A 14,941-nucleotide genomic window follows, 5' to 3' on the forward strand; every position below is an offset into this window, starting at 1 on the left:
AGATCGCATGTCCACCGGCGAATACGTCGAGCGCGACCACACACTGCACCCACCCGCGCTCACCCCCGGCTACCGCACGTCGGTGCTGCGCGCACCGCGGAACGCGCTCATCACGCCGAAGCCGACCCTGTCGGAGATCACCGGCCCCGTCTTCCGCAGCGACGAGCTCGGCGCCCTCGACAACGACCTGATCCTGAACTTCTCGAAGGACGGCCTACCGATCGGTGAGCGCATCATCGTCCACGGCTTCGTCAAGGACGAGTTCGGCAATCCGGTCGAGGGCGCACTCGTCGAGGTGTGGCAGGCCAACGCCGGTGGCCGGTACCGCCACAAGAAGGACACCTATCTCGCTCCCATCGATCCGAACTTCGGCGGTTGCGGGCGGATGCTCACGGACGCGAACGGCTACTACCAGTTCCGGACGATCAAGCCCGGCGCATATCCGTGGGGCAACAGCCGCAACGCCTGGCGCCCGGCCCACATCCACGTGTCGATCCTCGGCCGTGGGTGGGCACAGCGCTTGATCACCCAGCTGTACTTCGAGGGCGACCCGCTCATCGAGAAGTGCCCGATCGCGCGGACGATCCCCACCGTGGACCAGCTCCGCAGCCTGATCGCCCAGGAGGATCCCGCCTCCAACGCGCCGTTCGACGCCCGCGCCTACCGCTGGGACATCACCCTGCGCGGTCGCCGCGCCACCTTCTTCGAGAACACCGACCTCCCGGGAGCCCCGCGATGAGCCTGCCCACCGACCCCTACCGGCCCGTGCCCCCGCTGCTCCCCCGCGCGATGGTCACGCGTTTCCCGGAGACGCCCTCGCAGACCGGCGGCCCGTACGTCCACATCGGGCTGGCGCCGCAGCAGGCCGGCTTCGACATCTTCGACAACAACTTCGGCAACGTCCTCGTCACCGATGAGACCGAGGGCGAGCGGATCGTGTTGGAGGGCCGCGTCATCGACGGCACCGGCACCCCGGTGCGCGACGCACTGCTCGAGAGCTGGCAGGCGAACGCGCACGGCCGGTACGCCCATCCGGACGACGCGCAGGACAAGGACCTCGACCCGAACTTCCGCGGCTGGGGACGCACCGGCGGCGATTTCGAGACCGGCGTGTTCACGATCGAGACGATCAAGCCCGGAGCCGTCACCAACCCCGACGGCTCGGTCTCGGCACCCCACATCCTGCTCGTGATCTTCGCGCGCGGCATCAACCTCGGCCTGCACACGCGGGTCTACTTCGAGGACGAGGCCGAACTCAATGCCGAGGATCCCGTCCTGAAGGGCATCGAATGGGAGGTGCGGCGCAACACGCTGATCGCATCGCGTTCCGAGCGCGACGGGCGCACCGTCTACACGATCGACATCCGGCTGCAGGACACCCCGGACGGCGGCGCCGAGACGGTCTTCTTCGACATCTGACGAGAACCGTTGCGAACGGCCCGGTATGCGCGTGCGCTACCGGGCCGCTCGCGGTCGGGGCTGACACTTCGGGCAGCTGTACGAGGAGCGGTTCATGAACTTCTCGCGACGGATCGGGGCGCCGCAGCGTCGGCACGGCTCGTTCTCGCGCCCGTAGACGTTCAGGGAGCGCTCGAAGTAACCGGACTCCCCGTTGACGTTGACGTACAGGGCATCGAACGACGTGCCACCCTGGCCGAGAGCCTCCGCCATCACCTCGGTGGCGGCGTCGAGAGCCGACCGGAGCTTCGGACGCGACAGCGCGTCGGTCGGCCGGTTGCCGTGAATCCTTGCGCGCCACAGCGCTTCGTCGGCGTAGATGTTGCCGATGCCGGAGACGACGGTCTGGTCGAGCAGCGCACGCTTGAGCTCGGTGTGCTTGGTGCGCAGCACGGCCACGACCGCGTCCGGGTCGAACCGGGGATCCATCGGGTCGCGGGCGATGTGCGCGACCGGCAGCGGTAGACGATCACCGTCCACCTCCACGAGCGGAGCCAGGGCCCAGCCTCCGAAGGTGCGCTGGTCGACGAAGCGCAGATCGGCGCCGTTGTCGAGGACGGCGCGGATACGCAGATGCTTCTCGTCCGGCACCGTCGGGGGCTGCACGAGCATCTGCCCGCTCATCCCCAGATGCACCACGAGCGCCAGATCGGCCGGTTCGAGCACGAGCCACATGTACTTGCCGCGACGCTCGACCGAGGCGACCTTCTGACCGGTCACCTGCAGTGCGAGATCGCGCGGACCGGGCTCGTGCCGGCGGACGGCACGCGGATGCAGCACCTGCACCGAGTCCACCGTCGCGCCGACGACGTGCGCATCGAGTCCGCGACGGACCACCTCGACCTCGGGAAGTTCGGGCACCTGCGGTCAGTTGCCCTCGGTGGGCGTGTCGGTGGACCCGGACTGCTGATCGGAAGCCTCGGCATCGCCGGTCTCGGCAGCAGTGCCCTCGGTCAGCGCGTTCCACGCGGCCGACGCGGCCTTCTGCTCGGCTTCCTTCTTGGTACGTCCGACACCGGTGCCGTAGGGATTGCCCCCGATGAGGGCGGTGGCGGTGAATTCCTTGTCGTGATCCGGACCGGTGGCGGTGATCTCGTAGGCGGGAACACCGAGACCGCGTTCGGCGGTGAGTTCCTGCAGACTCGTCTTCCAGTCCAGACCGGCACCGAGACGGGGACCGCGTTCGAGCAGCGCGGCGAACAGGCGCAGAACCACTTCGCGCGCGACGTCGATGCCGTGGGCGAGATGGACGGCGCCGAGGAGCGATTCCATGCCGTCGGCCAGAATGCTGGCCTTGTCGCGTCCGCCCGTCAGCTCCTCGCCCTTGCCGAGCAGGAGGTGCACTCCGAGCCCACCTTCTCCGAGGCCGCGCGCCACCTCGGCGAGCGCGTGCATGTTGACGACGCTCGCGCGGATCTTGGCGAGTTCGCCCTCGGACTTGTCCGGGTGGGTGAGGTAGAGCTTTTCGGTCACCGCGAGCCCGAGGACGGCATCGCCGAGGAACTCGAGACGTTCGTTGGTGGGCAACCCGCCGTTCTCGTAGGCGTACGAGCGGTGGGTGAGCGCCAAGGACAGCAGTTCTGCGTCCAGAGGCACGCCGAGGGCGGCGAGGAGAGACTCGTGGCTCTCTTCGCCGCCCTCGGTAGCTGTTTCGGAGGACTTGCTCGTCACGTGAATACCGATTAGACGGGCGCGGTCACCTGACGGCCGTTGTAGGTGCCGCACGACGGGCACGCCACGTGGGGCAGCTTCTTCTCTCCGCAACCCCGGTTCGGGCAGGTGACGAGCGTCGGCGCAGTGGTGTTCCACTGGCTGCGCCGCGACCGGGTGTTGGAACGCGACATTCTGCGCTTGGGGACGGCCACGTCTACTTCTCCTCGTTGTTCAAGCTGTCGATTTGACTGCTGGGTTCTTCGGAGCCCGCGCCGAACTTGGCTGCCAACCCAGCCCAGCGAGGATCCATTGTCTCATGACGGTGCCCGGATTCCGCAATCGCCAGGCGAATGCCGCATTCGGGGCACAATCCCGCACAGTCGTCACTACACAACGGCTGCAGCGGAAGTTCCAGGCCCACCGCGTTCACGAGGACCGGTTCGAGATCGATGAGATCGTTCTCGACGCGGTACACCTCGTCGTCCTCGGTGGTCTGCTCCGTGACGCTGTTCGGGTAGGCGAACAGCTCGGTGAGGTACACGTCCACCGGCTCGGTGAACGACTCGAGGCACCGAGAGCACTCACCGACGGCGTCGGCACGAACACTACCGGTGACCAGGACGCCCTCGGACACCGACTCCAGGCGGAGATCGAGATCGATCTCGGAGCCTTCCTCGATCGCGATCAGATCGAGCCCGATGCGCGAGGGTGACGGCACCTTCCGTTCGACCGTACGCATCGAACCGGGCCGACGGCCCAGGGAGAGCGTGTCGAACACCAGCCCGGAGTCCCGGCCGGAACGGGACGTGCTGGAATCACGGGTGGACACGGGGAACTCACCTTCTTCGGACGACGCAGGACACGACTCGGTCGTGATAGGGCAACCGCTCCATGATACGCGATGGGCGGCAGGAGCGAAAATCCCGCGGGTCAGCGGCGACGGCTCGCCCGGTGATCGGCCTCCGCGAAGTCGGGAGCACCCGACAGCCGCAGCTGCTGCCGGCCGCGGCCGACGGACCGCAGCGTGGTGCCGAGCAGTTCCTCGAACTCCGACAGCTTGCCGTCGATGTACTCGTCGCACTCGGTCCGGAGACGGTCGGACTCGGCGTGGGCCGAATCGATGACTCGCGCCGACTCGGCGTGTGCGGCCTGCACGACCTCGGTCTGCGACACCAGGCGCGCCTTCTCGGCCTCGCCCTCGGCCACGGAACGCTCGTAGGACGCCTGCCCGGACTCGACCAGACGGTCCGCCTCGACGCGGGCACGCCCGGTCACGCTCTCGTACTGCTTGTTGCCCTCGGCGACGAGATCGTCGGCCTCGGCCTGCGCATCGCGCACCAGTTCCTCGGCGTGGGCGCGGGCCTCCTTGACCATCCGGTCCGCCTGGGCCTTCGCGTCCGCGAGCATGCGGTCGGCGTCGGCGCGCGCGTCCTCGAGGAGGGTGCGTGCCTCCTCGTCGGCGTCCCCGACCGTCTTGTCGGCCTGGGCCCGCGCGTCGTTGATCAGCTTGTCGCGGTGATCGAGGACGTCCTGCGCGTCGTCGAGTTCGGGCGGCAGCGCATCGCGCACGTCGTCGAGCAGTTCGAGGACATCGCCGCGCGGTACCACGCAGCTCGCCGTCATCGGAACGCTACGTGCCTCTTCGACGATTGCGACCAGCTCGTCGAGTGCCTCGAATACCCGGTACACGCCCAACCCCAATCACTCGCTCGACACGACCGGTGCGGTCGCGCCGCCGTCCAGTCTGCCGCAGCGCAGGGCACGCTCGTGTGCCCTGCGCTCGGTGTGTCGGGATACGGCCGTCACAGGCCGTGCGGGAGGGGTCGGTCTACTTCGCGGCGGCCCGCTCGGCGAGACGCGCGAGCAGACGATCGTGCACGGAACCCGGCAGCATCTCGGAGACGTCGCCGCCGTAGGTCGCGACCTCCTTGACGAGCGAGCTCGACAGGTAGCTGTAGACCGGGTTGGTGGCGACGAACAGGGTGTCGACGCCGGTGAGCTTGTGGTTCATCTGCGCCATCTGCAGCTCGTAGTCGAAGTCGTTGGCGCCGCGCAGACCCTTGACGATCGCGGTGATCCCCCGTTCGCGGGCGTAGTCGACGAGCAGACCCTGCCAGGCGTCGACCGTGACGTTCGGCAGGTGCGCCGTGGCCTCGGAGAGCATCTCGAGGCGTTCGTCGATCGTGAACATCCCCTGCTTGTTGGGGTTGATCGTGACGGTCACGACGACCTCGTCGAACTGGGCCGAGACCCTGCCGATGACGTCGAGGTGTCCGTTGGTGACCGGGTCGAAGGATCCTGGGCAGACCGCGCGGCTCATGACCCAGCACCGTAGCAGGTGGCGATCTCCACTCTGGTCTCGCCGTAGCGCTTCGACCTGCCGACCTCGAATCCCTGCGGCCACACCGTTTCCGGTGATCGCGACGACCGTTCGACCACGACGATCGAGCCGTCCTCGACCCACCCCCCGGAGACCAGTGCCCCGAGCACGCCGGTGACGGCCTCCTCGGTGACGGCGTAGGGCGGGTCGGCCAGGACGAGGTCGTAGACGCGGTCGGGGGTGCCCGCGAGCACTGCGGACACCGGTGCGGTACGCAGCACCGCACCGGGCAGTCCCACCGTCGCAATGTTCTCGCGGATCACGCCCGCCGCCTTCGCGTCGGACTCGACGAGCATCGCGTGCTCGGCGCCGCGGGACAGCGCCTCGAGGCCGAGCGCCCCCGACCCCGCGTAGAGGTCGAGGACGGCGGCCCCGTCGATGTCCATGCGTGCGTCGAGCGAACTGAACAGGGCTTCGCGCACCCGTTCGGAGGTGGGCCGGGTCCCGCGGGGCGGCACCTTCAGGCGCCGCCCCCCGGCCCGGCCGGCGACGATCCGTGTCACTCGGCGCTGTCTCCCGTGGACACCTCGACGAGCAGGTCGCCACCTTCGACCTGTTGCACCGGTCCGATCGCGACGCGCGTGATGCGTCCGCCGCGCGGCGCGGTGATCGCGGCCTCCATCTTCATGGCCTCGATCGTGGCGACGGTGTCGCCCGCCGAGACGCTGTCACCCTCGGACACGACGAGGGTGACCATGCCGGCGAACGGCGCCGCGACGTGACCGGGATGGTTGCGGTCGGCCTTCTCCGCGGCAGGGATCTCCGCGGCCACCGAGCGGTCGCGCACCGACACCGGGCGCAGCTGCCCGTTGAGGATGCACATGACGGTGCGGTAGCCCTTCTCGTCGGCATCGGAGATCGCCTCGAGACCGATGAGCAGTTCGACGCCCTTGTCCAGGCGCACCCGGTGCTCGTCGCCCTGACGCAGACCGTAGAAGAACTGGTTGGCCGACAGCTCGGTGGTGTCGCCGTAGGTCTCGCGGTGCTGCTCGAACTCCTTCGCGGGGCCCGGGAACAGCAGGCGGTTGAGCATGCGGCGACGCTCGTCGGACGAACCGCCGAGGGCCTTCTCCTCCTCCGGTGCGAGCGGGGTGACCGGCTTGGGATCGGCCCGGCCCGACAGCGCCTTGCTGCGGAAGGGCTCGGGCCAGCCACCGGCCGGGGTCCCGAGATCGCCGCGCAGGAAGCCGATCACCGAATCGGGGATGTCGTACTTGCCGGGCTCGGCGGCGAAGTCGTCGACCGAGACTCCCGCGCCCACGAGGTGCAGCGCGAGGTCGCCGACGACCTTACTCGAAGGCGTGACCTTGATCAGGCGGCCCAGGAGGCGGTCGGCGCCGGCGTAGGCGGCCTCGACCTCCTCGAAGCGGTCGCCGAGACCCAGCGCGATGGCCTGCTGACGCAGGTTCGACAGCTGACCGCCGGGGATCTCGTGGGTGTAGACGCGGCCGGTCGGTGCGGGCAGGCCCGACTCGAACGGTGCGTACACCTTCCGCAGTGCCTCCCAGTACGGCTCGAGATCGCACACGGCCTGCAGGTCGAGGCCGGTGTCGAACTCGCTGTTCGCCGCGGCGGCGACGATCGCCGACAGGGCGGGCTGGCTCGTCGTACCGGCCAGGGCCGCGGACGCACCGTCGACCGCGTCGGCACCGGCGTGCCAGGCCGCGAGGTAGGTGGCGAGCTGACCGCCCGGGGTGTCGTGCGTGTGCACGTGCACCGGCAGATCGAAGTTGCTGCGCAGCGCCGACACGAGCGTCGCGGCGGCCGGGGCGCGCAGCAGACCCGCCATGTCCTTGATGGCCAGCACGTGCGCACCGGCCTCGACGATCTCCTCCGCCAGGCGCAGGTAGTAGTCGAGCGTGTAGATCGTCTCGTTCGGGTTCGACAGGTCACCGGTGTAGGACATCGCGACCTCGGCGAGCGTGGTGCCGGTCTCGCGCACCGCGTCGATCGCCGGTCGCATCTGGTCGACGTTGTTCAGCGCGTCGAAGATGCGGAAGATGTCGATGCCGGTGTCGGCGGCCTCCTGCACGAAGGCACGGGTTACGGCCTCCGGGTAGGGGGTGTAGCCGACGGTGTTGCGTCCGCGCAGCAGCATCTGCAGGTTGATGTTCGGGATCGCCTCGCGCAGTGCCGCGAGTCGCTCCCACGGATCCTCGTGCAGGAAGCGCAGTGCGACGTCGTAGGTCGCGCCGCCCCACGCCTCGATCGACAGCAGCTGCGGCGTCATCCGGGCCACGTGCCCGGCCACGGTCAGCAGGTCCTTGCTGCGCACGCGGGTCGCGAGCAGCGACTGGTGGGCGTCGCGGAAGGTGGTGTCGGTGACGCCGATCGCCTTCTGCTCGCGCAGCGCACGGGCGAAGCCCTCGGGGCCGAGTTCGAGCAGGCGCTGACGCGAACCGGCCGGCGGCGCGGCGTTCAGGTCGATCGCGGGGAGCTTGTCGTGCGGGTACACCGTCGTGGTGCGCTCACCGTGCGGCTTGTTCACCGTCACGTCGGCGAGGTACCGCAGGATCTTGGTGCCGCGGTCGGCGGACGAGCGCAGCGTCAGCAGATGCGGGCGCTCCTCGATGAACGAGGTGTTGACGTTGCCGCCGCGGAAGTCCTCGTCGTCGAGCACCGCCTGCAGGAACGGGATGTTCGTCGCGACACCGCGGATACGGAACTCGGCGACCGCGCGGCGGGCGCGGGCGACGGCGGTCTCGAAGTTGCGGCCGCGGCAGGTGAGCTTGACGAGCATCGAGTCGAAGTGGGCGGAGATCTCCGCGCCCACCGACGTGCCACCGTCGAGACGGATACCGGCACCACCCGGGGTGCGGTAGCCGGTGATGCGGCCGGTGTCCGGGCGGAACCCGTTGGCCGGGTCCTCGGTGGTGATGCGGCACTGCAGCGCCGCGCCGCGGATGGTGATGCCGTCCTGCGACAGGCCCAGTTCGTCGAGCGACTCGCCCGCGGCGATGCGCAGCTGGGACTGCACGAGGTCGACGTCGGTGATCTCCTCGGTGACCGTGTGCTCGACCTGGATACGCGGGTTCATCTCGATGAACACGTGGTTGCCGCGTTCGTCGACGAGGAACTCGACGGTGCCCGCGCACTGGTAGCCGATCTCCTTGGCGAAGGCGACGGCATCGGCACAGATGCGGTCGCGCAACGCGGGATCGAGATTCGGGGCGGGGGCGAGCTCGATGACCTTCTGGTGGCGGCGCTGCACCGAGCAGTCGCGCTCGTACAGGTGGATGACGTTGCCGTGCTTGTCGGCGAGGATCTGCACCTCGATGTGCCGCGGGTTGACCACGGCCTGCTCCAGGAAGACGGTGGGATCACCGAAGGCCGCGTCGGCCTCGCGGGAAGCAGCTTCGATGGCCTCGCGCAGCTGGGAGGGCTCGGCGACCCGGCGCATGCCGCGTCCGCCACCACCGGCGACGGCCTTGACGAAGACCGGGAAGTTCATCGTCTCCGAGGCGGCGAGCAGCTCGTCGACATCCGACGACGGCTCCGACGACGCCAGTACCGGGAGGCCGGCGGCCTTCGCCGAGGCGATCGCGCGGGCCTTGTTGCCCGTCAGTTCGAGGATCTCCGCCGACGGACCGACGAAGGTGATGCCCGCTTCCGCGCACGCTGCGGCGAGGTCCGGGTTCTCGGAGAGGAAGCCGTAGCCGGGGTAGATCGCGTCGGCGCCGGCCGACACGGCCGCTTCGACGATCTTCTCGACCGACAGGTATGCGCGGACCGGATGCCCCTCCTCCCCGATCTGATAGGCCTCGTCGGCCTTCAACCGGTGCAGGGAGTTCCGGTCTTCGTACGGGAACACCGCGACTGTCCCGGCACCCAGTTCGTAGGCGGCACGGAACGCGCGGATCGCGATCTCGCCACGGTTGGCGACAAGCACTTTCGAGAACATTGGTCGACGGTACCGCGCCGTAACATGCCGACTCGGACGCGCGTTCCACATCGTGGGACGAGGCGTCCGGATGGCACGACTGGAACGATGCAGTCGGCTCCGCCGTAACACGGCGTCAACACGCCGGGCACGGCCACCGAAACCTCACCACGGGTTCTGGGGCACGGTGTACGGAACGTAACTCAGGACTTGTCGAGATAGGCCACACGCTCGGCGTCGAGCGCGGCCCGCACCATGCTCGCGAGCCCCGGGTGGTGTTCGAGGCCGGGATCCTTCTCCGTCACCGTCCGGGAGAAGTCGCGGGCCGCCTCGATGACGTCGGCGTCGTCGACGAGCGAGAGCAGCCGCAGCGTCGACACCGTGCCGGACTGGGCGACACCGAGGACGTCGCCCTCCCGGCGCAGCTGCAGGTCGAGCTGGGCGAGTTCGAAACCGTCGGTGGTGCCGGCGACGGCCTCGAGCCGCATCATCGTCGGGGTCGCGGGCTTCGCGTCGGTCACGAGCAGGCACAGACCCTGGTGGCCGCCACGACCGACGCGACCGCGCAACTGGTGCAGCTGGCTGACACCGAACCGGTCGGCGTCGACGATCACCATCACGGTCGCGTTCGGCACGTCGACACCGACCTCGACGACGGTCGTGCACACGAGCACGTCGAGTTCCGCGGCGTTGAAGGCCTGCATCACCGCGTCCTTCTCGTCGCCGGGGAGGCGACCGTGCAGCAGCCCCACCCTCAGATCCCGCAGCGGACCGGAGGTGAGGAACTCGAACTGCTCGAGCACCGAGACGGTCTCGGGCGGGGCCTGCTTGCCCTTCCCCGATCCCGACGGCTCGGACCCGTCCGGATCGAAGAGCGCATCGTCGTCGGAATCACCGTCGCCGATACGGGAACACACCACGTAGGCCTGCCGCCCCTCGGCGACCTCCTCGCGGATGCGCTCCCAGGCGCGGTCGACCCACTTCGGATGCACCTTCGCCGGGACCACGCGGCTGACGATCGGCGACCGCCCGCGGGGCAACTCGCGCAGGGTCGAGACCTCGAGGTCGCCGAGCACCGTCATCGCGATGGTGCGCGGGATGGGCGTCGCGGTCATCACCAGCACGTGCGGGGACGCGCCGTCGCGACCTCGCGAGCGCAGGGCGTCGCGTTGTTCGACACCGAAGCGGTGCTGCTCGTCGATCACCACCAGGCCGAGGTCGAAGAACTGCACCGTGTCCTCGATCAGCGCGTGCGTGCCGATGACGATCCCGGCATCGCCCGTCACCGCCTCGTTGAGTGCGGCCCGTTTGCGCGCGACACCCATCGAGCCGGTCAGCAGGGTCACGCGGGTCGCGAGTTCGTGGGCACCGAGTTCGCCCGCCGCGGCGAGATCGCCGAGCATCTTCGTGAGCGATCGCGCGTGCTGCGCCGCGAGCACCTCGGTGGGTGCGAGCAGCGCGCACTGCCGACCGGAGTCGATCACCTGCAGCATCGCCCGCAGCGCCACGATGGTCTTGCCGGAACCGACCTCACCCTGGAGCAACCGGTTCATGGGGTGCCCACGTGCGAGATCGGCCGCGATCTCGTCGGCCACCGACAGCTGCCCGGCCGTCAGCTCGAAGGGCAGCCGCCGGTCGAACTCGTCGGCGATCCCGCCCTCGCGGCGTGGGCAGGACGGCGCCGACCGCACCTCGACGTCGTGCCGGCGTCCGGCGAGCACGAGCTGCACCGCGGCGGCCTCGTCGAACCGCAGGCGGTCGCGCGCCCGGTCGATCTCCTGCTTCGTGTCGGGCAGGTGGATCGAGCGCAACGCTTCGTCGAGCCCCACGAAGCCGTGCTCGTCGCGCACCCACTCGGGCAGCGGGTCGTCGACGTGATCGAGCTGGTCGAGCACCTGCCGCACACACCGCATGACGGTCCACGACTCGACCTCGCGGGTCGCGCGGTACATCGGGATCAGCGCACGGTCGAAGACCGACATGTCGACCCCCGAGCCGTCCTGCGCGGTGCGTGCGAGACCCGCCAGGGCTCCGGCGCCCCGCACCCGCGCCGGTGTCGCCGAGACCAGGTCCTCGGCGTCGCGCGGTTCGGGCAGCACGAGATAGCTCGGGTGGGTCAGGCTCCACTTGTCGCGGAAGTACTTCACGGTGCCGGAGAACATCGCGCGCACGCCGGGCTTGATGTTGTGCTTGACCCGGTGCGGGTTGAAGAAGGTGACGTCGATGCTGTGACGATCGGAGCGCAGCCGCACCGCGAGGCGTTTGCCGGCGCGGGACTTCATCGGCACCTCCTGCGCCGACTCGACCCGCGCGATGATCGTGATGTGCTGGCCCTCGGTGGGCTGACTCTCGCCGAGCTCGGCGCCCTGGGTGGCGTAGCGGTGCGGATAGTGCCTCAGCAGATCCTCGACGGTGGTCATCCCGAACGCGTCGTGCAAGGCGTCCGCCGTCTTGCGGCCGAGGACATGATCGAGCCGGTCCGCGAGTGTCGCCACTGCCGTCCCTTCCGCTACTCCTGCGGTGGCCTCGCGGCGCACCGGCTACTCGACGCCGAGCTGCAGCAGGTCGCTGCGCTGACCGCCCTGGTAGACCGCCACGTCGATCTCCGGGTGACGGTGATCGAGATGGGCGACCAGTTGCTCGACGAGTCCGTCGGGGGCGTCGGCACCGACCAGCATCGTCACGAGCTCACCGCCCGCGGCGAGAATCCTGTCGAGCAGCGACGCTCCCGCTGTCACCAAATCATGCTCGATCACTACGACATCATGGCCGGCCAGTCCGAGACTGTCGCCGGGTTCGCACGTTCCGACCCAGGTCAGCGCACGTTCGTTCGCGTACCGCAGCGACCCCCACCGCACACACGACGCCGCCTCCGACATCGCGAAGGCGTCGTCGACGGTGGCGCGCATCGGATCGTGCACGGCCAACGAGGCCAGTCCCTGAACGACGGAGGAGGACGGCAGGAACATCACGTCGCGGTCGTCCCGCCGCGCCCGCGCACCCACGGCGACGACGTCCTGTGCAGAGAGCGCACCGTTGGGCAGCACGAGGACGTCCCGGCTCGGCACTGCCCGGATCGCCTCAAGCAGTTCGTCCGGGACGGAGATCTCCTCGGCCCGCAGCACCCGGGCGCCCTCCGCCTCGAACAGTTCGGCGGCGCCCTCGCCGCCCACCACCGCGAGGACCGCCCGGGACTGCTCCCCCGCCGACTCGGCGCGGACCGCGGCGGTGGCCGTGCCGAGCGCCACGGGACCGTCGCCGCATCCGCGACGCGCGGACTCGAGCGCGAAGCACGTGATGTCGATGCGGCTCAGCGAGCCCGCCGCGAGACCGGCCTCCACAGCAGCTCCGGGATCGCAGCAGTGCACATGCACGGACCAGCACCCCGCTTCCCCGGCGACGATCGCGACCGAGTCGCCGAGCGCGTCGAGGGAGGACCGCAGGGCGTCCATACGCGCGTCGTCGGAGTTCCCGACGAGATACATCACCTCGTATTCCTGCTGGTCGCTGTCGGGACGTTCGTCGACGATCTCGGGTTCGACCACGGGACGCGAGGCGCCGGCGAGCACCATCCGGCGGTCGGGACGTGTTCCGGTGGTGACCTCCACCAGGCAGTCGAGCAGCACGAGCAGGCCGAGACCGCCGGCGTCGACCACCCCGGCCTCGGCGAGGACGTCGAGCTGGGTGGTGGTGCGCTGCAGCGCGTCGGCGGCGGCGTCGGCACTCGCGACGGCGACATCGCACACGGTCGCATCCGTCTCCGAGGCGACGCGGGTCGCGCCGTCGGCCGCGGCTTCGAGGACGCTGACGATGGTGCCCTTCGCGGGCGCGCTGAGCGCTCCGGTCACGAGCGTCGCGGCATTGGAGAGGGCCGCGGCCAGGTCACGGGCGCCGACCGTCGTCAGTCCCGCGACCGCGTCGGCGACACCGCGCAGCGCCTGCGCCAGGATGATCCCCGAGTTGCCCCGCGCCCCGGCGAAGGCGCCGCGCGCGAGCCCTTCGGCGACGTCGGATGCGGTGAGCGCGCCGTCCACGGGCCCGCCGATCCGGGCCGCCGCGGCCTGCAGGGTGATCAACAGATTGTTTCCGGTGTCCCCGTCGGGCACCGGGAAGACGTTGAGCGAGTTGATCTCCGCTCGGCGCTGTTCGAGCGCTTCCACACCGAACTCGACCCACCGGCGCAGCGCCCGCCCGTCCACCGTGTCCTCGGCTCCGAGCAACGATTCCACCCCCTTCGCCTCGTCCTGCGGGCATCGTCCACCTCTACGATCGGTACCGTCGAACACGGTGCCGAGCCCTGGCGAACAGGTTAGCCGCGACCCGGCGCACCGTCCGGTTTGGCCAACCGCCCTCGAGTTCGCTAAGCTTGCCGGGTTGCCTCGCACGGGCGGCTCGTTCCCCGTGTTCGCAAGGCGAAACAACAGACAGAAGATCTATCCACTAGACACAAGGAGTTCGCGACATGGCTGCCGTCTGCGACGTATGCGCCAAGGGCCCCGGCTTCGGGAAGTCGGTCTCGCACTCGCACCGGCGTACCAACCGTCGCTGGAACCCGAACATCCAGAGCGTGCGCGCTCAGGTTGCACCGGGCAACACCCGCAAGATGAACGTGTGCACCTCCTGCCTCAAGGCCGGCAAGGTCGTCCGCGGCTGATTCCCGGTCGAGTCGTAGCGAAGGCCCCCTGCGCTGATTGCGCAGGGGGCCTTCGCCGTTCGATCCCCCGGCCGGATATCGTGCGGGAATGACCGAGAATCAAGTTTCCTTCCCCGACAGCGACTCTCTCCGCTCACTGGTGAGCGTGGAGGACCGCGTCCTGCGGATCGCCGTGGCGACCTCCGAGTACGGCACCTCCCTGTCCCCCGCAGGGATGGAGCAGGGCATCGCGGCCCTGCGCGCGGCAGGCCCCGAGATCGGCGCCGTGCTGCTCGTCGGTGAGGGTGCGAACTTCTGCGCGGGCGGAAACGTCCACGGATTCGCCGCGGCCGAGGACCGCGGCGCCCACCTGCTCGACATCGCGAACCTCTTCCACGACTTCGTGCGCGAGCTGGACAAGGCGGCCGTGCCGGTCGTCGCCGCCGTGCACGGCTGGGCTGCCGGCGCCGGGATGAGCCTGGCGCTGCTCGCCGACATCGCGCTCGCCGGCCCCGGCACGAAGATGCGCGCCGCGTACCCGTCGATCGGTTTCTCCCCCGACGGCGGCATGTCGTGGACCCTGCCGCGGATCGTCGGTCCGTCGCGGGCACGGGAGATCATCATGACCGACGCCGTGATCGGCGCCGACGAAGCCGTGCGTCTGGGTCTGCTGAGCCGGCTCGTCGCCGACGGCGAGATCCAGAGCGAGGGGTTGCGACTCGCACGGACCCTCGCGCACGGCCCCACGCAGTCCTACGCCGCCATCCGCTCGCTCGTGGCGGGCTCGGCGGAACGATCGCTGTCCGAGCACCTCGATGCGGAAGCCGCCTCGATCTCCGCGGCCGCGACGTCGCCCACGGGTATCGAGGGTGTCGACGCCTTCGTCGCCAAGCGGCGCCCGGACTGGGATTCGGTCCGCGCCTGATCTCCGGGCGGC

14 protein-coding genes are annotated in these 14,941 nt (G+C 69.6%); 4 read left to right on the plus strand and 10 right to left on the minus strand.

Annotated elements, in window-relative coordinates:
• The first annotated feature begins 7 nt into the window (after positions 1 to 7).
• Positions 8 to 739 (plus strand): protocatechuate 3,4-dioxygenase subunit beta, encoded by a 732-nt coding sequence (pcaH, locus tag B9C99_RS06660; protein ID WP_006551212.1) that lies wholly within the window; start codon positions 8 to 10, stop codon positions 737 to 739.
• Positions 736 to 1,419 carry a protocatechuate 3,4-dioxygenase subunit alpha gene (pcaG, locus tag B9C99_RS06665; protein WP_059381151.1) on the plus strand — a complete coding sequence of 228 codons (684 nt, stop codon included), beginning with the start codon at positions 736 to 738 and terminating at the stop codon, positions 1,417 to 1,419. The genes pcaH and pcaG overlap by 4 nt, the downstream gene beginning before the upstream one ends.
• Before the next feature lie 36 nt (positions 1,420 to 1,455).
• Here pcaG and mutM read toward each other — a convergent pair whose 3' ends face one another.
• The 10 genes from mutM to B9C99_RS06715 all read right to left on the minus strand — a co-directional run bounded on the left by mutM (position 1,456) and on the right by B9C99_RS06715 (position 13,600).
• Positions 1,456 to 2,319: a bifunctional DNA-formamidopyrimidine glycosylase/DNA-(apurinic or apyrimidinic site) lyase gene (gene mutM, locus B9C99_RS06670; protein WP_016695891.1), complete on the minus strand. Its 864-nt coding sequence runs from the start codon at positions 2,317 to 2,319 to the stop codon at positions 1,456 to 1,458.
• Between the two features lie 6 nt (positions 2,320 to 2,325).
• Positions 2,326 to 3,129 carry a ribonuclease III gene (gene rnc / locus B9C99_RS06675; protein ID WP_088897336.1) on the minus strand — a complete coding sequence of 268 codons (804 nt, stop codon included), beginning with the start codon at positions 3,127 to 3,129 and terminating at the stop codon, positions 2,326 to 2,328.
• Positions 3,130 to 3,140: 11 nt separating this feature from the next.
• Entirely contained in the window at positions 3,141 to 3,323 is a 183-nt protein-coding gene (gene rpmF / locus B9C99_RS06680; protein ID WP_006551208.1) for a 50S ribosomal protein L32, read from the minus strand.
• Between the two features lie 2 nt (positions 3,324 to 3,325).
• Positions 3,326 to 3,940: a DUF177 domain-containing protein gene (locus B9C99_RS06685; RefSeq protein WP_016695888.1), complete on the minus strand. Its 615-nt coding sequence runs from the start codon at positions 3,938 to 3,940 to the stop codon at positions 3,326 to 3,328.
• 101 nt (positions 3,941 to 4,041) lie between these two features.
• Positions 4,042 to 4,800 (minus strand): DivIVA domain-containing protein, encoded by a 759-nt coding sequence (locus B9C99_RS06690; protein ID WP_088897337.1) that lies wholly within the window; start codon positions 4,798 to 4,800, stop codon positions 4,042 to 4,044.
• A 139-nt stretch (positions 4,801 to 4,939) separates the two neighbouring features.
• Positions 4,940 to 5,431, minus strand: coding sequence for a pantetheine-phosphate adenylyltransferase (gene coaD / locus B9C99_RS06695; protein WP_016691909.1), 492 nt, complete (start codon positions 5,429 to 5,431; stop codon positions 4,940 to 4,942).
• Entirely contained in the window at positions 5,428 to 5,994 is a 567-nt protein-coding gene (gene rsmD / locus B9C99_RS06700; RefSeq protein ID WP_016691908.1) for a 16S rRNA (guanine(966)-N(2))-methyltransferase RsmD, read from the minus strand. The genes coaD and rsmD overlap by 4 nt, the downstream gene beginning before the upstream one ends.
• Positions 5,991 to 9,392 (minus strand): pyruvate carboxylase, encoded by a 3,402-nt coding sequence (locus tag B9C99_RS06705; protein ID WP_088897338.1) that lies wholly within the window; start codon positions 9,390 to 9,392, stop codon positions 5,991 to 5,993. The genes rsmD and B9C99_RS06705 overlap by 4 nt, the downstream gene beginning before the upstream one ends.
• Before the next feature lie 182 nt (positions 9,393 to 9,574).
• Positions 9,575 to 11,866: an ATP-dependent DNA helicase RecG gene (recG, locus tag B9C99_RS06710; RefSeq protein WP_088897339.1), complete on the minus strand. Its 2,292-nt coding sequence runs from the start codon at positions 11,864 to 11,866 to the stop codon at positions 9,575 to 9,577.
• A gap of 45 nt (positions 11,867 to 11,911) precedes the next feature.
• Positions 11,912 to 13,600, minus strand: coding sequence for a DAK2 domain-containing protein (locus B9C99_RS06715; RefSeq protein ID WP_088897340.1), 1,689 nt, complete (start codon positions 13,598 to 13,600; stop codon positions 11,912 to 11,914).
• Positions 13,601 to 13,833: 233 nt separating this feature from the next.
• Between B9C99_RS06715 and rpmB the strand changes: the two genes are divergently transcribed.
• Positions 13,834 to 14,025, plus strand: coding sequence for a 50S ribosomal protein L28 (gene rpmB / locus B9C99_RS06720; RefSeq protein ID WP_006551201.1), 192 nt, complete (start codon positions 13,834 to 13,836; stop codon positions 14,023 to 14,025).
• 88 nt (positions 14,026 to 14,113) lie between these two features.
• Positions 14,114 to 14,929, plus strand: coding sequence for an enoyl-CoA hydratase-related protein (locus B9C99_RS06725; RefSeq protein ID WP_088897341.1), 816 nt, complete (start codon positions 14,114 to 14,116; stop codon positions 14,927 to 14,929).
• Positions 14,930 to 14,941 lie beyond the last annotated feature (12 nt).

This window comes from Rhodococcus sp. BUPNP1, from assembly GCF_002215235.1.
Classification (GTDB): Bacteria; Actinomycetota; Actinomycetes; order Mycobacteriales; family Mycobacteriaceae; genus Rhodococcus.